This is a genomic window from Brevibacterium album DSM 18261, from assembly GCF_000426445.1.
GTDB lineage: Bacteria > Actinomycetota > Actinomycetes > Actinomycetales > Brevibacteriaceae > Brevibacterium > Brevibacterium album.
The window spans coordinates 122,444-146,893 of the sequence record NZ_AUFJ01000012.1; the positions used below are offsets into that span (position 1 = coordinate 122,444).

The 24,450-nt window shown below is 70.9% G+C and carries 21 protein-coding genes; 11 read left to right on the forward strand and 10 right to left on the reverse strand.

Features of this window, described 5'->3' with window-relative positions:
* The first annotated feature begins 99 nt into the window (after positions 1 to 99).
* Positions 100 to 1,491: a Na/Pi symporter gene (locus K318_RS20705; RefSeq protein ID WP_084499945.1), complete on the forward strand. Its 1,392-nt coding sequence runs from the start codon at positions 100 to 102 to the stop codon at positions 1,489 to 1,491.
* 92 nt (positions 1,492 to 1,583) lie between these two features.
* Here the strand turns inward: K318_RS20705 and zapE are convergent, their stop codons facing one another.
* A complete protein-coding gene (gene zapE, locus K318_RS23695) occupies positions 1,584 to 2,732 on the reverse strand; it encodes an AFG1/ZapE family ATPase (RefSeq protein WP_029089326.1) in 1,149 nt (382 codons plus the stop codon).
* Between the two features lie 164 nt (positions 2,733 to 2,896).
* On the opposite strand from zapE, the gene K318_RS24690 reads away from it, so the two are divergent.
* Complete coding sequence (locus K318_RS24690; RefSeq protein ID WP_051297782.1) at positions 2,897 to 3,658, forward strand: TetR/AcrR family transcriptional regulator; 762 nt, start codon at positions 2,897 to 2,899, stop codon at positions 3,656 to 3,658.
* A gap of 69 nt (positions 3,659 to 3,727) precedes the next feature.
* Here K318_RS24690 and K318_RS0109525 read toward each other — a convergent pair whose 3' ends face one another.
* The 8 genes from K318_RS0109525 to K318_RS20735 form a co-directional block, all read right to left on the reverse strand.
* Positions 3,728 to 4,879: an FUSC family protein gene (locus tag K318_RS0109525; RefSeq protein ID WP_084499947.1), complete on the reverse strand. Its 1,152-nt coding sequence runs from the start codon at positions 4,877 to 4,879 to the stop codon at positions 3,728 to 3,730.
* Between the two features lie 152 nt (positions 4,880 to 5,031).
* Positions 5,032 to 6,192: a TAXI family TRAP transporter solute-binding subunit gene (locus tag K318_RS0109530; RefSeq protein WP_051297783.1), complete on the reverse strand. Its 1,161-nt coding sequence runs from the start codon at positions 6,190 to 6,192 to the stop codon at positions 5,032 to 5,034.
* Positions 6,189 to 8,366 (reverse strand): TRAP transporter permease, encoded by a 2,178-nt coding sequence (locus K318_RS20720; protein WP_084499949.1) that lies wholly within the window; start codon positions 8,364 to 8,366, stop codon positions 6,189 to 6,191. The genes K318_RS0109530 and K318_RS20720 overlap by 4 nt, the downstream gene beginning before the upstream one ends.
* Before the next feature lie 429 nt (positions 8,367 to 8,795).
* Positions 8,796 to 9,776, reverse strand: coding sequence for a C-terminal binding protein (locus K318_RS0109540; protein ID WP_029089329.1), 981 nt, complete (start codon positions 9,774 to 9,776; stop codon positions 8,796 to 8,798).
* Positions 9,776 to 10,540, reverse strand: a complete 765-nt coding sequence (locus tag K318_RS20725; protein ID WP_035281340.1) for an HpcH/HpaI aldolase family protein — start codon at positions 10,538 to 10,540, stop codon at positions 9,776 to 9,778. The genes K318_RS0109540 and K318_RS20725 overlap by 1 nt, the downstream gene beginning before the upstream one ends.
* Positions 10,541 to 10,613: 73 nt before the next feature.
* Positions 10,614 to 11,888, reverse strand: a complete 1,275-nt coding sequence (locus K318_RS0109550; protein WP_029089330.1) for a TRAP transporter large permease — start codon at positions 11,886 to 11,888, stop codon at positions 10,614 to 10,616.
* A 9-nt stretch (positions 11,889 to 11,897) separates the two neighbouring features.
* On the reverse strand, positions 11,898 to 12,431 hold the full coding sequence (locus K318_RS20730; protein WP_051297784.1) for a TRAP transporter small permease: 534 nt from the start codon (positions 12,429 to 12,431) through the stop codon (positions 11,898 to 11,900).
* Positions 12,428 to 13,498: a TRAP transporter substrate-binding protein gene (locus K318_RS20735; RefSeq protein WP_051297785.1), complete on the reverse strand. Its 1,071-nt coding sequence runs from the start codon at positions 13,496 to 13,498 to the stop codon at positions 12,428 to 12,430. The genes K318_RS20730 and K318_RS20735 overlap by 4 nt, the downstream gene beginning before the upstream one ends.
* A gap of 267 nt (positions 13,499 to 13,765) precedes the next feature.
* On the opposite strand from K318_RS20735, the gene K318_RS20740 reads away from it, so the two are divergent.
* The 6 genes from K318_RS20740 to K318_RS0109590 all read left to right on the forward strand — a co-directional run bounded on the left by K318_RS20740 (position 13,766) and on the right by K318_RS0109590 (position 19,744).
* A complete protein-coding gene (locus K318_RS20740; RefSeq protein WP_051297786.1) occupies positions 13,766 to 14,413 on the forward strand; it encodes a GntR family transcriptional regulator in 648 nt (215 codons plus the stop codon).
* A gap of 241 nt (positions 14,414 to 14,654) precedes the next feature.
* A complete protein-coding gene (locus K318_RS0109570) occupies positions 14,655 to 15,365 on the forward strand; it encodes a FadR/GntR family transcriptional regulator (protein WP_029089331.1) in 711 nt (236 codons plus the stop codon).
* Between the two features lie 183 nt (positions 15,366 to 15,548).
* Positions 15,549 to 16,433 (forward strand): NAD(P)-dependent oxidoreductase, encoded by an 885-nt coding sequence (locus K318_RS0109575; protein ID WP_029089332.1) that lies wholly within the window; start codon positions 15,549 to 15,551, stop codon positions 16,431 to 16,433.
* Between the two features lie 4 nt (positions 16,434 to 16,437).
* Positions 16,438 to 17,835: a GntT/GntP/DsdX family permease gene (locus K318_RS0109580; protein WP_029089333.1), complete on the forward strand. Its 1,398-nt coding sequence runs from the start codon at positions 16,438 to 16,440 to the stop codon at positions 17,833 to 17,835.
* Between the two features lie 50 nt (positions 17,836 to 17,885).
* Positions 17,886 to 18,749, forward strand: a complete 864-nt coding sequence (locus K318_RS0109585) for a transketolase (protein ID WP_084499953.1) — start codon at positions 17,886 to 17,888, stop codon at positions 18,747 to 18,749.
* Positions 18,746 to 19,744, forward strand: a complete 999-nt coding sequence (locus tag K318_RS0109590; protein WP_029089335.1) for a transketolase family protein — start codon at positions 18,746 to 18,748, stop codon at positions 19,742 to 19,744. The genes K318_RS0109585 and K318_RS0109590 overlap by 4 nt, the downstream gene beginning before the upstream one ends.
* Before the next feature lie 219 nt (positions 19,745 to 19,963).
* On the opposite strand, the gene K318_RS23700 is transcribed toward K318_RS0109590, so the two are convergent.
* Positions 19,964 to 20,593 (reverse strand): HutD family protein, encoded by a 630-nt coding sequence (locus K318_RS23700; protein WP_051297787.1) that lies wholly within the window; start codon positions 20,591 to 20,593, stop codon positions 19,964 to 19,966.
* A 217-nt stretch (positions 20,594 to 20,810) separates the two neighbouring features.
* Between K318_RS23700 and K318_RS0109600 the strand changes: the two genes are divergently transcribed.
* The 3 genes from K318_RS0109600 (at position 20,811) to K318_RS0109610 (ending at position 24,387) form a co-directional block, all read left to right on the forward strand.
* On the forward strand, positions 20,811 to 21,491 hold the full coding sequence (locus K318_RS0109600; protein WP_029089336.1) for a GntR family transcriptional regulator: 681 nt from the start codon (positions 20,811 to 20,813) through the stop codon (positions 21,489 to 21,491).
* Between the two features lie 193 nt (positions 21,492 to 21,684).
* Positions 21,685 to 23,217 carry a mannitol dehydrogenase family protein gene (locus K318_RS20750; protein ID WP_051297788.1) on the forward strand — a complete coding sequence of 511 codons (1,533 nt, stop codon included), beginning with the start codon at positions 21,685 to 21,687 and terminating at the stop codon, positions 23,215 to 23,217.
* Between the two features lie 162 nt (positions 23,218 to 23,379).
* Positions 23,380 to 24,387, forward strand: coding sequence for a zinc-binding dehydrogenase (locus tag K318_RS0109610; RefSeq protein ID WP_029089337.1), 1,008 nt, complete (start codon positions 23,380 to 23,382; stop codon positions 24,385 to 24,387).
* Positions 24,388 to 24,450 lie beyond the last annotated feature (63 nt).

Here is a 24,450-nt window from a genome sequence, read left to right on the forward strand (position 1 = left end):
GCCTGCTGTTCACCTTCGCTCGTCACCGTGGTGGGCGGAAACGGTGCCGCAGGCACCGGAGGGCGAAGGCGGGCGGCCTTCACGTTCGAGAGGACCCGGATGTCGGCACCAGCTGTCACGGAGACGCGCACCTCGCTCGCGGAGGCTCCCACAAGCGGTGACGCCGCCGAGACCGCGAACCGGACCGCCCTCCCGGCAGCGGGCGTGGGGTCTGAGTTCGCGGCGGGGCAGGCCTCGGTCCCAGTTGCCGCCTCGGTCCCGGCTGCTGTCGCCCCGGGCCCGGCCTCGGCTGCTGCGCCCTCCGGGGGCGCCGGCACGGCTCCGGCGAGCGGTCTGCTCGCACGGCTGGGACTGCGCGGGCGTGCGCTCGGCATCGCGAACTGGCTGGCCGTGGCGCTGGCCGTCTACGTCCTCATCACTGCCGTGAATGTCATCGGCGCGGGCTTCAAGATCGCCGCCGGCGACCAGGCCGAATCCCTCTTCGCCTTCGCCGTGAACCCGCTCGTGGGCCTCATGATCGGCGTGGTCGCCACCGCGCTCACGCAGTCCTCCTCGACCACCACCTCCGTCACGGTGGGCCTCGTGGCAGGCGGGCTCCCGCTGGCCGTGGCCGTGCCCATCATCATGGGCGCGAACATCGGCACCACGCTCACCAGCACGCTCGTGAGCCTCGGCATGGTCCGGGAGAAGGAGTCCTTCCGCAGGGGCTTCGCCGCGGCCACCGTCCACGACTTCTTCAACCTCCTCGCCGTCCTCATCTTCCTCCCGCTGGAGATGATGTTCGGACTGCTGGGGCGGGCCTCATCCGCGCTCGCCGGCCTCGCGATGGGCTCGGACGGCGGTGTCGTCGCGACCGTCCTGGGCGGGGTGGGCGCAGTGGTCAAGGGCGCGACCTCGCCCCCGGCCGAGCTCATCGAGGCCTCCCTCGCCTGGCTGCCCGGCGTCTGGCAGGGCATCGTCATGATCCTCGTCGCGGTGGCCCTCATCCTGCTGGTGGTCAACGCGATCGGCCGCATGCTCAAGGTCCTGCTGGTGGGCCGCGCGGAGCGGGTGCTGCACACGGCGATCGGCCGCGGTCCGCTCGCCGGGATCGGCTCCGGCGCGCTCGTCACCGTCATGGTGCAGTCCTCGTCCACCACCACGGCCCTCGTGGTCCCGCTGGCCGGCTCCGGGGCGCTCAGCCTGCGCCAGCTCTTCCCCTTCACGCTGGGGGCCAACATCGGCACGACGATCACCGCGCTCATCGCGGCCTTCGCCTTCGACGGCCCCGCCGGGCAGGTGGCGCTGACGGCCGCCCTCGTCCACCTCCTCTTCAACGTCTTCGCCACCGCGGTGATCTACGGCCTGCCGGTGCTGCGCGAGCTCCCCCTGCGCGGTGCGACCGTACTGGCCGACCTCGCCGCGGAGAAGAAGGTCTACGCCGCCGCCTGGGTGCTGGGCGTGTTCATCGTCCTGCCGCTCTCGCTCATCCTCCTCACCGCAGTGATGTGAGGGCGGGGTTCGCGGCTGGTGCCCGTATGCGCTGAGCCGCTCCATGCCGGGCCGTGCCGTGCCCAGCGGACGCGTGTCCACCGGACTCGTGCTCAGCCGTTCTGTGCTCGGCGGCCTCCGGCTCGGGGCATGCGCTCCAATATCCGCAGGCGGCTGAGGGTCCGTGCGGCATCCTTCGGCGGAGTGGCTGAGGCGAGCATGCGTTCGGGCTCGGCGGTGCTCTCCACATGAAGGGGGATGTCCTCATCGCAGAGGACGTCGACCAGGAGGCTGAGCCTCTGGAGGGGCTCGCGGCCCACTCCGGCGAGGTCCGGGACGGCATGGAGGTGCACGGCCGGGTGCGCCGAGGCCAGCGCCAGGTACTGGTGCGTCCCCACGGCCCGTTCGCACAGCTCCCGGAAGGTGAAGGCGATGTCCGCTGTGCCCGGCCCTTCTGAGCCCTCGGGGCTTCCGAGGTCTCCCCGGCGGGTGGGGCAGCTCAGGGTTAGGAGGCGCAGGCCCGCGAGGTCGACGGTCCGGCCCGGCTGGTGTGGGCGCAAGAGCTTCGGGGCGCGAGGCGCGAGGGTCCAGGTGCCTGAGGCGAACCCGGTTCGCGCTGGCGTCTTCCCCTCGGGTCCGGCACCTTCCCGGAGCGAGGCGCTCTCAGCGTCCACTGTCCTCTCTGCCTGCGCGATGCGCATGCGGTGGTCCGGGCCTGCGGGGGTGCCGATCACCCGGAGCCCGGCCTCGATCCGCGCGATGGCGGGCAGCGCGTGCTCGTGGAAGAGGGGGTCGGGCAGCAGCCCTGCGGGCGGATAGTTGGAGGTGGCGATGAGCAGGATCCCTGCGTCGTCGATGAAGCGGAGGGCGGCGGTGAGGAACGCGGCATCGGCGACATCGTGGAGATGGAACTCGTCGAACATCACCGCGTGTGCGTCCCCCAGGGTCTGTGCCAGCGATGTGCGCAGCGGACGACGGGCGCGGGCGATCTCCGCGTGCAGGCGGCGGAAGAAGCCGTGGAAATGGAAACGCACCTTCCGCTCCGTGGGAACGGCCTCGAAGAGCGTCTGCGCGAGGAGCGTCTTGCCCCGGCCCGCGGGTCCCCACACGTACCAGCCGTGCTCATGCGGGGCAAGGGGGAGGCTCAGCTCTCCGATCACCTGTCGCTGTCCGGCGTCGTATTCGAGACCGGGCCGCTCCGCCGCCGGGGCGAAGCGCGCCGCCGCGGCCCTCGCAAGTCTCCTCCGCGTGCGCCGTCCCATCTCTCTCCTGCCCACCGGCAATTTCCTCTACAGACGTAGAGGAACTCATGCCCTCAGACTCTACGCCTGTAGAGTCTGGGAGGGAAAGCCTTACTCTGCGCGGAGAGGAGAGGGAGGCGTTCCCCGCTGCAGGGCTCGGGAGATACGGGAGAGGGGAGGAACGGGTGTCCAGGGGAGACGAGCGCAGGGCGCTCATCGCAGACCACGCCATCGCGGTGCTCGCGGAGGGCGGGGCCCGTGCGCTCACCCACAAGGCTGTGGACGCGCATGCTGGATTGCCCGCCGGCTCCGCCTCCTACCACTTCCGCTCGCGGAGTGCGCTCGTCGGGGCGGTGGTCGAGCGGATCAGGCAGGGTTCGCGGGAGGCCTTCGACGCTGCGCGCACGATGATGCCGGACGCTGCTGGGAAGCCGGACCCGGCAGCGGCCTGGGGCGTCGCCGGCGCGGCGGACCCTGCCGGAGTGCTCGGGCGGAGCGGGACACACGGCCTCGATGCGGAACCCGGCCCTGCTGCACCCGGACCGGATGCGGGACTCACCCTGGATGCGGTCACGGCCGTGATGACCGAGCATCTGCGCCTGCTCACCTCGGAACGGCGTGCCCCGGCACTGGCCGTGCTCGCCCTGCTGCCCGAGGTGGCGGGTGAGCCCCGGCTCCGCGATGCGCTCACCCGCTGCCTGTTCTCGCGCGCACTGGCCGTCGAGCTGCTGCAGCGGCTGGGCTCCCCTGAACCGGAGGCCGATGCCGCAGACCTGCTCGACCTCCTCACCGGGATGCTCGTGACCCGGCTGTTTGCGGACGGGCCCGGAGATCCGGCGCGACCGATCGCGCGCTTCCTGCGGACGTGCGTGGGGCCTCGGGACGCTGACTGTGCTCAGACCGCCGAACGAGCAAGCTGCGCCGACCGTGCAGAGCACGCCGACTGACCACGACCCATCATCCGAACAGTGAGCGCCGGCCAGGTCAGGCGCGCCGGGGTCCCCGCCCGGCACATCTCACTCCTCGCGAGCCTCGCGGGTGGAGGCGACGTCGTCGACGATCGCCACGATGAACTCCGCGCTGCTGATGAGCGCGCCGTAGAGCGGCCATCCGGTGCGGGGGAGCGCGCCGTCGGCGGACATCTCCTCCGTCAGCCGGTGCAGGCGCTCGCGGACGGGCTCCACGTGGGCATCGGGATCGGCGATGGCACGGCCGGCGTCCCCGAGGATCGCGGACCACTCCTCGCGGAAGCGGGTGTCCCAGCCGCCCTCCTGTGCCGATGCCTCGCGCAGCGTCCGCACGAGGTTGCGCAGATGGGAGACGCTCTCGTCGACCCGGCCGAGGATCTGCTCATAGCCCGGCTCCTCCCGGCCCCGCCGCGTGCGCAGCAGCCGCCGGGGATTCGCCCAGCGGCTCTCGCGAGCGCCCCGGACCGTCTGCCAGGCGGAGTCCAGGTCCTCGCTCATGGACTGGGTCTCGGCCATCCACGCCTCGGCGCGGTCCGTGTCCCACGACGAGGCGAACTCCTCCGCCATGCTCACGAGCACCTCGCCCATGCGCCGGTTGATGCTGTCCACATAGCGGGCGGCCTCGCGATCGCGCAGCGGCGGGAGCAGGAGGAGGTTCGCAGCGATGCCCACCCCGGCGCCCACCGCGACCTCGAGGAGGCGGTCGTCCAGCAGCGGGGCCTGCTCGTCGAAGCCGGCCCCCAGGACGAAGATCGCGGTGGTCGCGACGGCCACGCCCTCCGTGCGCAGGCCCGGCACGCGAGCGAGTGCCAGACCCACCAGCAGGGCCAGCGCGAAGGTCCACAGGCTCACACCCAGATAGTTCCCGATGACGAAGGAGAGCCCCACGCCCAGCCATGAGGCCACGGTGGTCTGCAGACCGCGGCGCACGGACTGGTAGAGCGTGGGGAAGACGGTGAGGAGAGCCACCCACGGCGCGAGGAAGGGGACGGGGGACTCGAGGACGTTGACCGCGAGCCACCACGCGGCGGTCGCGGCGACCACGGACTTGGCGACCTGCAGGAGGTCCGAGGCGATCTCGGGGCGGGCGGCTGCGCGGAGGACGCCGACCGTCGTGTCGAGCGGGTGGGCGGCTGCGCTGCGGATGCGCGAGAGCACCCCGTCCTCGCGGTGCGGGGTGCTCCTGTGCGACTGCGTCATACTCTCCGAGCGTAGTGCGGAACCGGGCGTCGTTGGCCACCCCTTGTGCCGCTGAACGCCCCGATGTATCTGGGCGGCCAGCGGCACAAGGGGTGGCAGGCCTCGTCACGCGGACCGTTCACTCACACACGCGCGTGAGCGGGGCACGGGCCTCAGCCCATCGCCTCGGGATCGTCGGTGGCCTTCGCGATGCCGTGCTCCTCGCGCCATTCGATCCAGGCCGGCAGCATCTCCTCGTCGGAGTAGTCTTCGGCCGTCTCCATGAAGGCCGCCCACTCCTCGTCGAGGCGCTCGCCGCGCTCCAGCAGCTCCTCCTGCTGCGCCTGGGCCTCCGGAGTCCAGCGGCCCTGCTCCTCGAGCCAGCGGACGAGCCCCGGGTGGTAGGGCACCTCGCGGGGCATGTCCTCGACGAGCTCGGGGTTCCACCGCGGCATGTTGATGGTGGCGTTCTCGTACTTGGGGAACGTCTTCGCGATGGAGGAGACGAGGGCGTAGACCTCGTCCTCCGGCATATCCGAGTACCCGGCCAGCGGCAGCGTGTAGACGAAGCCGTTGACCTCCTCGCCCTCCTCCATGCCCGGCGCGTCCTCGAAGGGGAGCACGTTGACGGAGGGCGCCTTCTCGGTGACCCGGGCGACCGCCTCCTCGTCGTTCGGGTCGAGGTCGATCCAGGAGACGTCCACCTGGGATTCGAGCTCGTAGAGCGCTGCGCCGTAGACCTGCTGGTAGAGCATGTCGATCTTGCCCTGTTTGAGCGCTTCCGTCTGCTCGCCGTAGGCCACGCTCACCGACTGCACGTCGTCACGGGTGAGCCCGCCGTAGGCCAGATAGGCGTCGATCTTCTGGTTCACCGAGGGGTTCGCGGTGATGTAGGGGACCTTCCTGCCCTCGAGGTCCGCGACCTCCTCGATGCCGTCGGCCTTCCGGGTGAGCAGCGAGTGCGCGGAGTGCGGGGCCCAGACCACGCGCGTGTCCTGCGGTCCCCAGTCCTCGTTGGCGAACTCGTTGACGCCCTCGAAGCCGAAGATGTACTCATCGCCCAGACGGCCCATCGTCGCGGCCCCGGCCCGCACGGAGGCGAGTCGGCCGATCGCGGTGTCCGAGGCGATGATCCGCACGCGGGAGCCCGTGTCGTTCGAGACCTGGTTGGCGACGGCGGAGAGGTCCGCATAGGTGGCGGTGCCGGTGCCGTAGGTGGAGAACACGAACGGATCGCGCAGCCCGCTCTCCGTCATCTCCGTCTGCGCCTGGCAGCCCGTGAGCAGGAGCGCGGCGGCGGTCAGCCCCGCCAGCAGTGCCTTGGTGCGCCTCATGACTGCGCCTTTCCGTTCGAGGTGGTGGATGCCGCGGCCGAGGCGCCGGGAGCGGTGCCTGCCGCGGTCGCCGGGGCGGCCTCGGCGGCGGGCCTCCGGCCCGTGAAGTACGTGAGGAGGATGCCCGCGAGCCCGATCCCCAGGCCCATGAGCGCGGCCGTCGTGGTCGGCCAGAACATGAGGAGGCCGCCGGCGGCGAGGACGATGCGGACGAGCGTGCCCGCGCGGCGGTCCGCGGCCGTCACGAAGCCCTCGAAGGCGGAGGCGAGGAAGTACACGCCGGCCATCGCGGTGAGCAGGGCCAGCACGATCTCCGTGAACGTCGACTCCTGGGCCACGAGGGCCGGGTTGAGGACGAACGCGAACGGCACGATGTACTTCACCGCGCCCAGGCGCATGGCCGTGAGCGAGGTGGCCATGGGCGGGGTGCCGGCGATGTTCGCCGCGGCGAAGGAGGCCAGCGCGACCGGCGGGGTGATGTAGGAGACCGTCGCCCAGTAGATGACGAAGAGGTGGGCGGCGATGGGATTCACCGCGATGGTCTCGCCGAACACCACGAAGGGCTCGGTGGTGAGCGCCGGCGCCAGGACGATCGCGAGCAGCACGTAGACGGCCGAGACCGTCATGCCCATGCCCAGGACGAACGAGGTGACTGCTCCGGCCAGCAGCATGAGCCACAGGTTGTCGCCCACGAGGCGGATGAGCTCGGTGGCGAGCGAGAGGCTCACGCCCGTCATCGACAGCCCGCCCACGATGAGGCCCACGCCGGCGATGATGCCCACGATCTCCGCCACGGTCCGGCCGGAGGTGAAGACGAAGTCCAGGAAGGAGCGCGGGGTGAGCCGGTGCTTCTTCATGAACAGCATGCACACGAGGAGGAAGGCGATGACCCAGAAGGGCGCCTGCGTCTCGTTCTGCGTGACGACCATGAGGACGACGAGGCCGATGAGCGCGATCAGGTACGGCAGGCCCTTCATGACCGTGGGGACGAGCTGCGGCAGCGCCGCCTTCGGCATGCCGCGCAGACCGCTCTTGGCGGAGTAGGCGTCCACCTGGAGGAAGATGCCCCAGTAGTAGAGGAAGGCGGGGATGGCCGCGGCCAGGGCGATCTCACCGTAGGGCACGCCCACGAAGGAGACCATGAGGAACGCCGCGGTGCCCATGATGGGCGGGGTGATGGTGCCGCCCGTGGCCGCGGTGGCCTCGATGCCGGCGGCGTAGCGGCCGGGGAAGCCGGTGCGCTTCATCGCGGGGATCGTCATGGGGCCGGTCGTGAGCACATTGGACACGGCGGAGCCCGACATCATGCCCATCGCGGCGGAGGAGACGACGGAGACCTTGGCCGAGCCGCCGCGGAAGCGGCCGAACACGCTCATGGCGAGGTTGTAGAAGAAGGTCGCACCGCCGGAGAACTGGAGGGCGACGCCGAAGATGAGGAAGCCCACGAGGATGCTCGCCGCGGTCTGCAGCGGCAGGCCGAGGATCGAGTCGACGCCCATCGCGTGGATCTGGGCGGTCAGCGGCAGGGAGAAGGGAATGCCCTCGAGGAAGGTGATGGGCACGCCTGCGGCGAACACGGGGTAGAGCGAGAACACGAAGGCGATCACGGTGACGACGAGGCCGGCCGTGCGGCGCAGCGCCTCGAGCACGAGGAACCAGAGGACGAAGGCGAGGACCGTGGCGCTCGTGGGGGCGATGTAGTCCCAGCCGCGCTCCGAGATGCGCTGTCCCTGCGCGCCCAGATAGGCGGTGGTGGCGAAGACGATGACGGCCAGCGCGATGTCGTACCAGGGGACCGAGGTGCGAGGCCGGTCCGCCCGCTTCCGCAGGGGGAAGACGATGAAGACGATGGGCAGGAAGGCCGCGAGCAGCCAGTACAGGAAGGTGTTGGTGAGGATCGTGAGCCCGCCCAGGTTCCACAGGAACGACTGGTTGAGCACGAGGACCACGCCTGCCACCGTGAGGACCATGACGACCACGCGCCAGAACAGGGGCAGACCCGGGCCGGACTCGCTGGGGTCCTCGAGGCTGTCGACGGCGGCGCTCTCACCGGCTGCGAGGTCCGCCGCTGCGGTGCTGGAAGGGGGGCGGTTCGCTGCCGTCCCGTCCGGGGCCTCGGGATCGGGCGTGACCGCGCCGCCTCGCGCGGCGGCACCGGTGTCTGGCGTGCTCATCTGCACCTCGTCAGGGTTGTCGTTCCGTCTTGGCTGTTCGTTCGATCAGCTGCGGAGAGCGAACGGGGCCGTTCGGCTCTCGAGGGGTTCACCTCACGCCGACCTTTCCGGATGCGGCGAGCCTCTGCGGTCGCCGTGGTCCCGGTCACGGGTGAGGAAGCTCGCACAGGCTACAGCGCAACCCGCCATTCATGCCAGTTCTGCACGCAATGCGGATTCAGGCATGTCCAGTTTGCAAATATCGGGGCGGGTCTTCGAGACCTCTCCGTTGTGGTCTGCCGTGCGAACGCGATCGGGGCGAATCCGCGTTCGCACGGCAGACGACCGCGAGGATCTGGGGGCGCCGGGAGGGTGGGCTCTGCGGCCTCCCGCCGACCGGAGGCGCGTGGCTGCGGCCGGAGGCGGTCGACCGCAGCAGGGGGAAGGGCCTCAGCGGTTCAGCTGGCAGCGCAGGCGCTCGCCGCGCACGGCACGGCCCATCTCCTCGGCCGCGAAGAGCTGCAGGTTGGCAAGCGAGCGCTCCGAGTAGAACGCGGCGTGCGGGGTGAGCAGCGTCCGCGGGGCGCTGCGCAGCGGATGCCCGGCCTCCAGCGGCTCGCTCTCGAACACGTCGAGGCCGAGGCCGCCGAGGCGCCCGGCGGTGACGGCCTCGGCGGCCGCCCGGGTGTCCACGAGCGCGCCGCGTGCGGTGTTGACGAGGATCGCGGTGTCCTTCATCGCGGCAATCGCGCTCGCGTCGATGAGATGACGGGTCTCCGGTGTGAGCGGAGCGTGGACGGACACGATGTCGGCGCTCTCCAGCAGCTCCTCGAGGCTCACGAGCCCGATGCCCTCGGCGGCCACGGCCGCGGGGTCCGCATACGGGTCGTAGGCGATGACGCGGGCGCCGAAGGCCCGGAGCCTGGCGGCCACCCTGCGGCCGATCTGGCCGGTGCCCACGAGGCCGCAGGTGACGTCGGAGACCGCGGGGACGGGGCCGAGGCCGGCCGTCGTGACCCAGCCGTCCTCCGAACCGGTGAGCGCGGCGTGGTGCTCGGTCACCCTGCGCAGGACCGTGAGGGCGAGGGTCACGGTGTGGTCGGCGACGGTGTCGGCGCCGTAGTCCGGCACATTGCACACGCGGACCCCGTGCCGGGTCGCCGCCTCGAAGTCGATCGTCTCGTATCCGATCCCGTAGCGGATGACGGTGGCACCGGGTGCCAGTCCGGCCAGCACCGCATCGGTGATCTGCGCATAGGCGAGCATCACGACGTCCGCTCCCGCGGTGAGGGCGGCGACCTCGGCCTCGGCGACGACGTCCTCGCGGACGATGAGCTCCGCGCAGGTCTCTGCGGCGATCCGCTTCTCCTCCGCGAGGTCCGGGAACGTCTGGTCCGTGATGACGACCCGGGCCCGGCGGCCTGCGGGCATCAGCGCTCACCCCGGCCGGCGGAGAGCTCCGCGCCGAATGCGGTGCGGGCGGCGGCCACATCCGCGGCGGTGGTGATGAAGGTGAAGCCCTGCTCCCGGCGGGCGTGGGCCTCGGCGCCGCCGCCGGTGTGGCAGGCTGCGATCTTGCCGTGCTCCCGGGTGGCCGCGAGGATGCTGGCGATGGCCTCGGTGGTGGCCTGCTCCTCGGGTCCCGGCCGTGAGCCCACGGCGAAGGCGAGGTCGGAGGGGCCGATGTAGAGGCCGTCGACCCCCTCGAGCGCGGCGATCTCCTCGACGTTCGCGAGCGCCTCGGCCGTTTCGATCATGAGGAGGAGCAGGGGGCGGATCGCCGGGTCCTCGCCGGGATCGCCCATCATGAGCGCGTTCGCGGGCCCCCAGGAGCGGGTGCCGCCGGCGTCCGGGTAGCGCAGGGCGGAGACGGCGCGGCGGGCATCGTCGACGGAGTCGATGAGCGGGACGATGATCGCCTCGGCGCCGGCATCGGCGGCCATGCCGAGCTGGGTGAAGTCGTTCTCCGGTACGCGGACGGTCACGAGCGCCTCGCCTCCGGAGCGGATCGCATCGGACAGGCGCACGAGGTCGCCGGCGCGCGCGAAGCCGTGCTGCATGTCGATGCAGACGTAGCCGTAGCCCACGGAGGAGGCGATGCGGGCGAGATCGGCGCTGTCGGACATGAGCCACATGCCGTGGTGGACTTCGCCGCTGCGGACGGACTCGAGGCGGGTGGGGCGGAACTGGGACATCGGATTCTTCCTCACTGTGCGGGGTGGACGGAACTGGTGGCGGGGGTGCTCCCGTGCGAGTGCATCGGGGTGTTCAGGACCCCACCAGGAATATGGACAGCGCGGGCACGAAGCTCACGATGAGGCCCACCGCGACCAGGAGCCCGAAGCCGGGCAGCACGGCGACGATGGCCTCGCCCGTCCTCACCTTCGCCACCCCCGCGGCGATGAACAGGTTGACCCCCAGCGGCGGGGTGATGAAGCCGAACGAGAGCACGACGATGATGAGCACGCCGATGTGCACCGGATCGAGGCCTGCCAGGGTGAGGACGGGGACGAGGATGGGCGCGGTGATGGTGACGGCGGCGATGGTCTCCATGAACGTGCCCAGCAGCAGGAGCAGGAGGTTCACCAGGAGGACGATCACCACCGGATTCTCCGAGATCGAGGTGAGTGCTGCGACGACGACCTCCGGCGCGTTCTCGATCGTGAGGATCCGGCCGAAGATCGCCGCGGCCGCGACGATGAACATGAGGGCGCTCGTCGTCAGGGCGGCGTTCACGAAGGTCTCGAGGAGGTCCCGCGGGCGCATCTCGCGGTAGACGAGGACCGCGAGGACGAGTCCGTAGACGACGGCGACCACGGCGGCCTCGGTGGGGGTGAAGATGCCGCCGTAGATGCCTCCGAGGATGACGACGGGCAGGAGGAGGCCTCCCTTGGCCCGGTTGAGGGCGCTCAGGCGCTCCCTCCACGTGGACCTGGCCGTTCCGCGCACCCCGCTCGTCCGAGCGTGCCAGATCGCCCAGCCGATGAGGACGAGTCCCATGAGGATCCCGGGGAGCACGGCGGCGAGGAACAGGTCTCCGATGCTCGTGCCGGTGACGACGCCGAACACCACGAGCGGGATGGACGGCGGGATGACGACGCCGATCGTGCCGGCCGCGGCGATGAGGGCGGCGGAGAACGTCCGCGAGTAGCCCACGCGGACCATCTCCGGGATCATGATGCCGCCCACGGCGGCGACGGTGGCCGGTCCGGAGCCGGAGATGGCGGAGAAGAACATGGCGGTGAGCACCGCGGCGATGCCGACGCCGCCGGGCACGTGGCCCACGAGGGAGTTGGCCGTGTCGAAGAGCCGCTTGGAGATGCCGCCGCGGCCCATGATGAGGCCGGCGAGGATGAAGAACGGCACCGCCATGATGGGGAACGAGTCGTTCGCCGTCGTGAGGGTCTGCGTGAGCATCCCCAGGGAGACGCCGGGGGCGAACAGGACGATGACGAGGAGGCTGGAGGCGAGCAGGCCGTAGGCGATGGGCAGGCCGAAGGCGATCGCGACCAGCAGGGCGATGAGAAGCACGGTGAGCGTCATGGCGGATCCTCAGCTCTCGCTCGCGTCGGTGGGTGCGGCTGGGGTGCCGGCCTCCCGCGGCGGCCTCCGCCACAGGAGGACGCTGGCCTGGACGCCGCGCAGGGCCGTGAGCGCCATGCCGACCGGCAGCGCCGCGTAGACGATCCACATGGGCAGGGAGAGCGCGGCCGAGGTCTGGCCGAGGTCCGCGATCACGAAGGCGATCTCGAAGCCCTTGACCAGGAGCGCGCAGTTGATCGCGAAGGCGAGGACGAGGCAGATCTGCCCGAGCACCCTCTGCGCCCCCGCGGGCATCCTGTCGGTGAGGATGTCGATGGCGATGTGCTCGCCGCGGACGGTCACCGCGCCCAGGCACAGGAAGATGAGCCAGATGAAGACGTAGCGGGCGAGCTCCTCGCTCCAGGACAGCGAGCTGCCGAGGACGAAGCGCGAGACGACCTGGACGAAGAGGACCGCGACCATCGTCGCCATGAGGCCGGCTCCCAGGATCTCCTCGATCCGGAATCTGCGGGGTCCTGCGTGGGTGTCGGTGCCCCAGCTCATCGCGCCTCCTCGACTTCTGCCCTGAGCTCGTCGACCAGCCGGTCGCCGAGCAGCCTGCGGACGAACGGCTCCGCGGCCTCCGTCATCACGGTGCCGAACTCCTCGCGCTGCGCAGCGGAGAGCTCGGTGACCGTGAGGCCGGCGTCCTCGATGACGCCGAGGGCGGCCTCGTCGTCGACGACGGACTGCTCGCGGCAGTACCGCACGGATTCCGTCCCCGCCTCCTCGACCATCCGCTGCAGCTCGTCCGGCAGGCCGTCGTAGAACTTCCTGCTGAGGATGAGGGGTGAGGGCGTGTAGACGTGCCGGGAGAGGACGAGCGCCGTCTGCACCTCGTAGAACTTCTGCGTGACGATGAGGGGCAGGGGGTTCTCCTGCGCGTCGATGGTGCCCTGCTGCAGGCCGGTGTAGACCTCGGTGAATGCCATGGGCGTGGCGCTGGCGCCGGTGGCGTTCCAGGCGCGGATCTGCGTGGGGTTCTCCAGGGTGCGCAGCTTGATGCCGCGCATGTCCGAGGGGCCGGTGATGTCCTCGCGGTCGGCTGTGAGGTTGCGGAAGCCGTTCTCCCAGTAGCCGAGGCCCTTGAGGCGCACATCGCCGAGGTCGTCCATGATCCTGGTGCCGAGGGGTCCGTCGAGGACCGCATAGGCGTGCTCGCGGGAGTCGAAGAGATAGGGCAGGTCCCAGATGTTCATCGACGGCGAGAACGCGGCCAGGGGCGAGGAGGAGGGTGCGGTGAGCTGGAGGTTGTCCAGCTGGATGGCCTCGGTGAGCTCGCGGTCGCCGCCGAACACGCCGTTGGGGAAGATCTTCACCTCGATCCTGCCCTCGCTGATCTCCTCGAGGTGCTCCTTGAAGCGCACGAAGGAGCGGTGCATGAAGTGGTCGGTGGAGGAGGCATGGGCCGCGACGAGCGTGTGCTCGGCATTGCCGGGAGCCGCGACTCCGCATCCCGCCAGCGCCAGGCCGGAGGCGCCCAGCAGGCCCAGCAGCGAGCGCCGGGAGAGTGAGCGGGCGTTCGAGGAGGGGGCCGGTCGGGGGAATCGCGCGTGGGCGGCTGCAGACATCGTCGTCTCCTTCAGGCGCAGTTAACGGTTAACCGTTAGCCGTGTGAGATCATTGGATCATGCGTCGGATGTGGCGTCAAGCACATGGGTCGGTGGGGGCTGTCGTGCCGGGCGGGAGAGCGCGGCGAGTGCCTGCGGAGGGAGAGCGCGGCGTCCGCGGCGGCTGGGTGCGGCTGTCGGCCGGCGAATGTCCTGCGTGGGCGGACGGCTGCCCGGCGGGGTGCCGTCGCGGGAGCAGGTGCGAGGATGAAGAGGAGCGGGTCCGGGGTGAAGATCAGGAACGAATCGCTGGGTGATCAGGCGGCACGTGTGCTCCGCCGCCGGATCCTCTCCGGTGAGTGCGAGGGCGGTTCGCTGCTCATCGAGAAGTCCCTCGCCGAGGAGTTCGGCACCAGCCGCGGTCCGGTGCGCGATGCGCTGGCCCAGCTGGCCGAGGACAGCCTCATCGCCGCCTCCGGCCGCAGCTTCCGGGTGCTCGAGGTGACGGCCGAGGACATCGAGGAGATCTACGACCTGCGGCACCTGCTGGAGCGCCACGCGATGAGCAGGGCGGCGCGGCTCTCCCTCGACCTCAGCTCCGCGCACGCGGCGCTCCGGAGGATGCGGGAGGCGGCGGAGCGGGGCGACGGCATCGCCTTCGGCCTTGCCGATGTGGCGTTCCACAGGAGCTTTCCGGAGGCGAGCGGCCAGCGCCGCATCCTGACGATGTGGCGGCAGTTCGAGCGCAGCCTGGAGACGCTGCTCGAGGTGAATCCGCATCCCGCGGACGACCTCCTGCGCGCGGTCGATGTGCACGCCGAGCTGCTGCGCGCCGTCGAGGAGGGGGACCCTGCGTGGGAGGAGCAGCTGCGGGTGCACCTCGAGGAAGCGCGCGACCGCTTCGCGCTCGGCTACGCCGCGCGGCCGGATGCGTGAGCGCGGCGCCCGGCTGAGTCGAGGCGCCCGCCTTCGGTCGCGAAAGCTCAGGTGCGTCGCGCAATTGCGTGGAGCACCTGAGCCTTCGCGACGGGGCCGGGTGAAGGGCGGCGCCGCGGACACCCGGGCTTCTATCGTGTGCGAGGGTGCCTCATGCGCGTGAGACCATGGCCCGGAGGGCATTCCGTGCTGGGCCGAGGGCGGGCCGGGTGCCGTGTGTCCGCATCGATGAGGGGGAAGCGTGGGCGACGAGCAGATAGTCACGGCTGCTGATTTCGTGCAGGTCCTCGCTGCCACGGGGCGTCCTGTCGACGGGGGCATCCGGGTGGCCCCGGAGCGCGAACTCGTCTCCCTCACGAAGCTGAGCCGGCCGCGGATCCGGGAGTACCTCGCGGGCCTGCAGACGGTGGGCCTGCTCAAGCGGGTCCAGGGGTCCGGCACGCTCCTGCGGGTCCCCGGTGCGGACGACGAGGCCAACGTCTTCACTCTCATGGAGAGGTCCGGGCAGCTTCCGCTCGACGACATCGATGAGTTCCGCGAGATGCTGGAGATCGGTGTGCTGCCGCAGCTCGCCGGGACCCTGCAGGAGGCGCGGGTCGCAGAGCTCCGCCTGCGGATCGAAGAGATGCACGCCGCCTCGCGCGCCGGCGATGCGGAGGCGGGGTGCGAGGCGGACCTCGCCTTTCACCGGGCGGTGCTGCGCTGCGCCGGCAACAGGCTGCTCGACTTCATCATCGACAGCCTCGACGGCACCCTGCGCGCGCACATCCTGGATCGCCGGGTCAGGGCTCTCGCCGCTGAGGCGGAGGCTAACGGCGGTGAGAGGCCCGCTTCGTTCCGGACCGATGCGGTGCACGAGGAGATCCTCGAGGCGCTGATCTCGGGTGACGACGTCGCCACGGCCCGTGCCGTCCGGCTGCACTTCAGCGTGCACCGCGGCCTCCTCTCCTGACGCGCGCGGCGCTCGGCCGGGCGCCGCGGCATTCCTCTTCTCCCCGTGCGTCCTCCGGGGGCTCTCTCCTGCCCCGATGGCACTGTGCCGTGCGGGGACTTGACTCTGATTGATTGGTCAGACCATTATGGGCAGACCAATTGCGCATCGCAGTTGTGAGAGGCACGAGTCACCGGAGGAACAATGCCGTTCACACCACCACAGACGATCACCTTCATAGGCGTCGGCGCGATCGGCCTGCCGATGGCCCTGCAGCTGAAGGGGGCGGGATTCGAGGTCACCGGGGTCGACCCGGTCGAGGCGTCGCGTGAGCGCGGAGTCGCCGCAGGACTGGACATGGAGGTGGTCCCGGACTCCGTGCGCACTGCCGACGCGGTCGTGGTCATGGTCGCCACGCCGGAGCAGCTCGACACGGCGCTCGGCGGCGACGGCGGCGTCATCGCCGCGATGCGGCCGGGCGCGGCCCTCATCGTCATGAGCACGGTGGGCCCAGAGGCCGTCGTCCGGGCCGCCGAGCAGGCCGCTTCCGCGGGTGTGCGGATTCTCGATGTGCCGGTGACCGGCGGCGTGGCCGGCGCGGAGCGGGGCGCGCTCACGCTCTTCGCCTCCGGCGAGGCCGCGGTGATCGAGGGGCACAGGCCGGTGCTCGAGTGCTTCGGCCGGGTCGTCGAGGCGGGCGCGCGGATCGGCGACGGGCAGGCGTTCAAGGCCGTCAACCAGCTCCTGTGCTCGGTCAACCTCGCCGCTGCTGCCGAGGCCCTCGCCTTCGCACGCGCCCTCGGCCTCGACCCCGAACAGGTGCTCGCCGCCGTGGAGCAGGGCGCCGGCGGTTCGTGGATGCTCAGCGACAGGGGGCCGCGGATGCTCGAGGGCCCCGAGGCCAGGGTGACGAGCGCTGTGAGCATCTTCGTCAAGGACGCCGGCCTCGTCGCTGACATCGCGGATGCGCAGGGATTCGACGCGCCCCTCGTGAGAGCCGCGCGTGCGCGCTTCGATCTGGCGGCAGCTGCGGGGATGGCCCAGCTCGACGACTCCCAGGTCATCCGGACCTACTCGACGGAGGGCTGAGCGCATGTCACCGGGCCTCCTCATCCTCACCGCCCTCCTGGCGGTCGTGCTCCTGCTGGTGATGGTCATCTGGGTGAAGCTGCCCGCATTCATCGCCCTCCTCATCGTCTCCCTCCTCACCGCCCTGCTCGCCGGCGTGGGTCCGGCCGAGGTGATCCCGCTCATCATGGAGGGGCTGGGCGGCACGCTCGGCAATGTCGCCCTCCTCGTGGGCCTCGGCGCGATGCTGGGCGCCATCGTGGAGAAGACGGGCGGCGCCGAGGTCCTTGCCCAGGCCTTCACCAGGGTGCTCGGCCCCGCGCGTGTGGCGCCGGCACTCGTCACGGCGAGCTGCATCATCGCGATCCCGATCTTCTTCGACGTCGCCTTCATCATCCTCATCCCCATCGTCTACAGCTTCGCCAAGGCGGCGGGCATGCGGTCGCCGCTGGTTCTCGGCCTCCCCCTCGCCCTCATGCTGTTCGTGCACGTGACTGTCCCTCCGCACCCCGGCATCGTGGGCAGCGCGCAGGTCACGGAGGGTGACATGGGGCTGATCACCCTCCTCGGCCTCGCGCTCTGCGTGCCCGTCGGCGTCATCGGCTACCTCATCTCCAGGCGGCTGACCCGCGGTGAGTTCGAGATGCTTCCCGAGACCGCGAGGAACTACGCGACCTTCGGCACGGGCGCCTCTCCGGTGGCAGGGGAGGAGGGCGGGGACGTCCTCACCCGCACGCATGCGGAGAAGCGGACGCCCTCGGCGCTCGCCGTCCTCTTCGTCATCCTGCTGCCCGTGCTGATGATCGGCACGGGCACGGTGGGCGGGTCCTTCGCCGCCGAGGGTTCGGGCGCGGCAGCGGCTCTCGACCTGATCGGAGCTCCGGCGTTCGCACTGCTCGTCGCGTCCGTGGTTGGCCTGCTCCTGCTCGCCCTACCCTGCGGCTACGGGGTCGCCCAGATGGGAAGGCTTATGGACGGGGCGCTCGGTCCCGCGGCCATCGTCGTCTTCGTGACGGGAGCCGGCGGTGTGTTCGCGGCCGTGCTCCGCGAGACCGGCATCGGCGAGGCGATTTCCGACATGTTCTCCGACCTCGGGCTCCCTCTCATCGTCCTGGCCTTCGTGCTGGCCGCCGCGCTGCGCGCGGCGCAGGGCTCGGCGACCGTCTCCGCGATCACCACGGCAGGACTGCTGGCGGCGCCGATCGCCTCGGGCGACTACACGACCTACCAGATCGCCCTGCTCAACCTTGCGATCGGCTGCGGAGCCATCACCCTCTCCCACATCAACGACTCCGGGTTCTGGATCGTCACGCGCTACCTCGGCCTCTCGGTGCTCGACGGGCTCCGGACCTGGTCCGTCCTGGTGACCGCGCTCGGCCTCATCGGCGGCGCGTTCGTGGGCCTTGCCTGGGTGTTCGCATGAGCTCCGGCACCTTCCCCGCAGGCAACCAACCGAAGGAGGACTGCGAAGGCATGTCCACAGATTCCGCACCGCACGCGATCGATCCGGAGCGCCTGGAGCGCATCCGGGAGGCCGCCTACCGGATCCGGCAGAACGCGCTGGTCCAGGCCGAGGTCCAGGGGCAGGGCTACATCGGGCAGGCGCTCGACATCGCCGATGTCCTCGCCGTCCTCTATGCCGATCAGCTGCGCCTGGAGCCGGCCGACCCGGAGTGGGAGGGCCGTGACCGGTTCTTCCTGTCGATCGGCCACTACGCCCTGGCGCTCTACGCCGCGCTCGCCGAGGCCAAGGTCCTGCCCGAGGAGGAGCTCGCCACCTATGCCGCGGACGATTCGCGGCTGCCCATGTCCGCCATGCGCACCTACACTCCCGGTGTGGAGATCTCCGGCGGCTCGCTGGGCCACGGGCTGACGATCGCCAACGGAGCGGCGATGGGTCTCAAGCGCAAGGGATCGGACGCCTTCGTCTACAACCTGCTCTCCGACGGCGAGCTCGGTGAGGGCTCCACCTGGGAGGCCGCCGCCGTGGCCGCCCACCACGGGCTGGACAACCTCATCGCGATCGTCGACTTCAACGACCAGCAGGCCGACGGCAAGTCCACGGACATGCTCTCGATGGAGGACGCGGGCGCCAAATGGGAGGCCTTCGGCTGGTTCGTCCGCCGCTGCGACGGCAATGACATCGCAGCGGTGCTGGGCTGCCTCGAGGAGCTGCGGACGCTGAGCGATCCCCGCCCGCGCGTGCTCATCGCAGACACGCAGCTGGGCCGCGGCGTGGACTTCCTTGAGCGGAGGGAGAAGCTGCACTTCATGAAGGTCGCCCCGGAGGAATGGGAGCTGGCACGCAAGGCACTTGAGGAGGACTTCGCACGATGAGCACCCCCAACACAGACACCGGCTCAGTGGCGCGATCCGGCGCGATGGACGTGTCACTGGCCAAGGAGGGGCAGCGCGCGGTCCAGGCCCCGCTCGGCCACGCTCTGGTCAGGGCCGCGCAGGACGATGAGCGGATCGTGGGCCTGTCCGCAGACCTCGCGAAGTACACGGATCTGCACATCTTCCGCGATGCCATGCCCGACCGCTTCTACCAGATCGGCATGGCCGAGCAGGCGCTCATCGGGGCCGCCGCGGGTTTGGCGCAGGAGGGCTTCGTGCCCTTCGCCTCGACATATTCCGTGTTCGCCACCCGCAGGGCGTTCGACTTCCTGCTCCTCGATGTGGCCGAACCCGGCCTGAACGTGAACATGGTCTGCGCTCTGCCGGGGCTCACCACCGGGTACGGGCCCTCCCACCAGGCCACGGAGGACATCGCGATCCTGCGCACAGTGCCGGGACTGACGATCGTGGACCCCTGCGATGCCGTCGACATAGCTCAGGCTGTGCCTCAGCTCGTCGCCCATGACGGTCCCACCTACACCCGCATCCTGCGGGGGAAGGTGCCCTCCGTGCTTGACGAGTACGACTACGAGTTCGAGCTGGGCCGGGCGAAGCTGCTGCGGGACGGCGCCGATGTGCTCATCGTGTCCTCGGGGCTGATGACGGAGAACGCGCTGGAGGCGGCGAAGCTCCTCGAGCGCGACCGCATCGATGTGGCGGTCCTGCACTCGCCCACGCTCAAGCCCTTCGACTCGGAGACGGTGCTGGCCGAGGTCGCGAAGGACCGGGTGGTCCTCACGGCCGAGAACCACGCCGTCATCGGCGGCCTCTTCGACACGGTGGCGCACGAATTGGCTCTGCGGGGTATGGGCAGGCAGGTCACGCCGGTCTCCCTGCCGGATGCGTTCTTGGACGCGGGCGCCCTGCCGACCCTGTTCGACCGGTACGGGGTGAGCACTGCGAGGCTCGTGGAACAGATCCGCGGGCTGGTCTGAGCCGCACCCGCGCTTTCGCGGCTGGTGCCGACTGTGGTCTGCCGTGCCGACGCGGATTCGCCTCGTTCGCGTTCGCACGGCAGACCGCAGTCTGGAGAGGACTGCGAGGGTGGGCTCTGCGGCTGCGGCTGCGGCTGCGGCTCTGCGGCTTCCCGGCGGCAGAGGGCCGCGTGGTGACGACAGGGAGGCGGGTGGCTGCGAACGCGATGGGGCGGAGCGTCAGAACCGCAGCACGCGGATTCCTCCGAGCGATTCCGCCGTGCCGTCATGCGGGGAGTCGTCGTCCGGGGCGCCTGCTCCTGGGCCGCTCCGCTGTCCCGTGCCTTCCTGTCCGCGCACGCCCCGCTCCCGCAGCAGGGTGAAGCGGGGGCCGAGGTCCGAGTCCTCCAGGGTGAGGAGGAAGGAGCCGTCCGGGCCGGCCGCGCTGTCTTCGGCGGCCTCGGGGGCGCTGTGCTCAGCGGAAGATTCGCCGGTCGCGAACCCTGTCTCCGTCATGAGGTTCACCGCGTGGCACGGCCCGGTCAGCTCCACGAGGGAGGTCGCGGCTCCTCCGTCGAAGGCGCACGGGTCGCCGTCCGCGATCTCGTGACGCCGGCCGTCGATGAGGAGCACCACGTCGGCTCCCACGGGGCGGAAGACTCGCCGCATGCCCGGCAGCGGCGAGAACTCCGCGGGGCGCTCCAGGGCGGCGATGCTCAGCCGCCAGCGGGGGCGGCCGGGCGTGAGCGAGGCGGACTCCGCGAGCGAGACGAGTTCGACGGTGGAGCCCGCACCATTGGCCCACGGCACCGGCTGCCTCTCCGCGTGCGAGGCGAGGGTCTGCAGGGACGATGCTCCGGGGTCGCTCATACCGGCACTGTAGATGAGCCGCTGCCGGTGAGGTGAAGCCTCAGGTGAGCTCGCCGGCACCGCAGGCGAGCGCGGGAGGCCGATGTGAGATTCTGTATCCGCATCGCGCCCCCATGAACCCATAGACCCGTGAATCCATGAACCCATGAACCATACTTCGCCGTTCAGCCGGCACGGTGCTGCCTCGTCCGCACGCTCCCAGGGAAGGGGAGACCGCATGCCTCGGCCTTCGGTGTACGACCGCATCCGCGAGAAGATCATCCGCAATGAGATCGCCTCAGGCGAGCGGGTCAGCATCGATGCGCTCGTGCGGGAGCTGGGCGTCTCCCAGACCCCCGTGCGTGAGGCCCTGCAGCATCTCGAAGGGGACGGGCTCGTCATGCGGGCCCGCGGCCGCGGCTACTCCACGACCCCTCTCCTCGACGAGGATCAGCTGCGCAGGATGTTCGAGGTGCGCCTGCTCATCGAGCCCTGGGCTGCGCGCGTCGTCTCCGTGGACCGCGCCTCCAATCCGGGCCGGGGGCTCCTCCGGCTCGTTGCGGTCTTCGCCGCCGAGCACCCGGACGTCTGCTCACGCAGCGCGCTCGCCTCCCACGACCTCGAGTTCCACCGGGCGATCCACCGGGCCACCGGCAATGCCTTCCTCATCAGCGCTTATGAGGGTCTGCATGCGCAGCTTCACCTCTTCCGGCTCTACGCCGAGGATGTCACCAGCGCGGACACGCTGGAGGAGCATCGTGAGGTCGCCGAGGCGATAGCCGCCTGCGAGGGCGAGCGTGCCCAGGCGCTCATGCGCACGCACCTTGAGCAGTCCCTGGGCCGCTTCCTGCCGACCGTGGGCGGCGAGAGCGACGGCCGGCCGCTGCCGCCCACCGGCTGCGTCCTGCCCACCATCTGACAGCTCACACGCCCCGCCCTCACTCTCCCGCCGCCCGGAACCGGACACGGGTGTTCCATTGCGCTCCGCCTCCGGCGGCCCTATCCTTGGCTCAAATATGTAAAAACGTGTTTTGCTATACGATTGTGCCGCTGGATCGCTTCCGGCCGCACCGTCGTGGAGAAGACCGAGCCGTGGAGAGGACAGCGCCGTCATGACCGAGAGACTCGGACGCAGCACCCTGCCCCGCCGTGCCCTCATCGGCGCTTCGGCTCCGGCCCGCACGGGAATCGTCCACCTGGGCCTCGGCAACTTCCACCGCGCCCACGCCGCGGTCCACACCGCTCGTGCGATGGCCGTCGCCGGAGGTGACTGGGGGATCCGCGGCTTCGCCTTCTCCTCGGGCCGGGTCGTGGAGCCGATGCGCGCCCAGGACCACCTCTACTCGATCCTCCAGCTCACCGAGGACGGTGTGCAGGCCGGAGTGGTCGACGTCCACCGCGACACCGGGATCGCTGCCGAGGACCCCGCCGCCGTGGTCGCGTCGCTCGCCGATCCCGCCCACCGCATCCTCACCCTCACCATCTCCGAGCTCGGCTACAGCCGGGACGGGGCCACGGGCCGCCTCGCCGTCGACGACCCCCGCGTCGCCGCGGACCTCCGTCCGGGTGCCGCTCCCTCGACCGGCATCGCCATGATCGCCCGCGGCCTCGAGGCCCGTGCGGCGAGCGGCGAGCCGTTCACCGTGGTCTCCTGCGACAACCTGCAGTCCAACGGCGCGGCCACGCGCACAGCGGTCCTCGAGTTCCTGCAGGCGGCCGGCGCCTCCCCGGACGTGCAGGACTACGCGGCCTCGGCGGTGTCCTTCCCCAACACGATGGTCGACCGGATCGTCCCCGCCACCACTGCCGCGCACTCCCGGCGGGTCGCGGAGCTCCTGGGCGTCGAGGACGCCTGCCCGGTGCCGGCCGAGGACTTCTCCATGTGGGTCATGGAGGACGATTTCGCCGGCGGGCGCCCTGCCTGGGAGCAGGGCGGTGCCGTCTTCTCCGCGGAGGTCGGTGCCTACGAGATGGTGAAGCTGCGCCTGCTCAACGCCTCGCACTCCCTCATCGCCTACCTGGGCGTGCTCACCGGCCGCGAGACCATCGCCGAGTCCTGGAATCAGGACTTCGTGCGCGAGGCCGTCATGGGCGGCATCCGCGCGGACCTCCTGCCCACCTTCGCCCTGCCCTCCGGGTTCGACCTCGAGGCACACCTCGCGCAGCTGTCCCGGCGCTGGGGCAACCCCCTCATCGGCCACGCGACCGCGCAGGTCGGCTCGGACGGCTCCTCGAAGCTCGTCCAGCGGCTCACGGACGCGGCCCTGCACTCCCTCGAACGCGGGGGCATGCCGCACCACCTCGCGCTGTGCGTCGCGGCATGGATCGCCTGCACGGTGCCCCCGGCCGGCTTCGATCCGGGGCCGCTGGCGGAGAGGATCGCCGAGCCCGCGCGGGAGCGCCTCATAGAGGCCGTGCGCGGAGCGGCGGGAGCCCAGGACCACGCCCGCCGCGTCCTCGACGCGGGCCTCTTCCCTCCGGCGCTCGCCGGGCGCGAGGACTTCGCCGCCCGCGTCGCAGACCTGCTGGACGTCCTTGTGCGGCACGGAGCCCGCGCCGCTGCAGAGGAGGCGGGGGCGGCTGAGGGCACCGGGGCTGCCGGAGCCTCGGCCGGTGCCGGAGCAGGAATCGCCGAGGGCGCGTGACCTCCCGCTGCCTCGGCCTGAGACCTGAGCGGCCTCCGCCGGCCCGCCGCCGGGACACCCACCGCCTGAGACACCACTTGCCCGAGGCGCGACTCGCCCGAGACACGACCCGGGCCGCCCACCCCCGATCCACCCGCATAAGACCCAGAAGAGAGAGACACGATGCGAGCACTGCGAATCCAGTCCGCCGGCCAGATGGACTGGGAGGACGCGCCGGTTCCGGAGCCCGGCCCGGACCAGGTGCGCCTGCGCGTGCGCTACGTGGGCATCTGCGGCTCCGACCTGCACTACTTCTTCAACGGCGCGAACGGGGAGAACGTCATCCGCGAACCGCTGATCCCCGGCCATGAGCTCTCCGCCGAGGTGGACCTGGACCCTTCGGGGCAGCTGGCGCCGGGCACGGCCGTGACCGTGCACCCGGCGCGCTATGGCCGCTCCCAGCCGGGCCTGGAGGACCGCGGCCACCTGTGGCCCGGGGGCCAGTACCTGGGCAGCGCCTCGAGCACCCCGCACTGCCAGGGCGCCCTCGCGGACCTCCTCGTGGTGGAGCGGGACATGGTGCGCGTCCTGCCTGAGGGCCTCGGACTGCGCGATGCGGCACTGGCCGAACCCCTCGCGGTGGCCCTCCACGCACTCACCATCGCCGGGGAGGTCGCGGGCAGGAAGGTGCTGGTGCTGGGCGCCGGGCCGGTGGGTCTGCTGGCGCTCGCCGCACTGCGGGCGCGGGGCGCGGCCGAGGTGGCCGTCGGCGACATCCAGGAGTCGGCGCTGGAGCGCGCCCGTGCGCTCGGCGCTGACGAGGTGCTGCACGTCGGCACGGACGAGGTTCCCGCAGACGCCTACGACGTGGTCCTCGAGTGCTCGGCTGCTCCGGCCTCGCTGAGCCAGGCCGTGCTCTCGGCGCGGCCGGCGGGCACCATCGTGCAGGTGGGCATCCTCCCGGACGTGCCGCTGGGCGCCAACCTCTCACGCCTGGTCTCCAAGGAGCTGCAGCTGCGCGGGACCTTCCGCTTCGACACGGAGATCGACGACGCCGTGGCGATGCTCGCCGCGCGCCCGGGGCTCAGCGACGTGATCGTCACCCACGTGCTGCCCGCCGCCGAGGCCCTGAGCGCCTTCGACGTGGCCCGTGACTCCGCGGTCTCCAGCAAGGTCCTCATCGAACTCTGAACTCCGGGGACGAACACGGCTCGTGTGAGCCGGCCCGTTCCTCCCCACCACCTCCCACTCGCA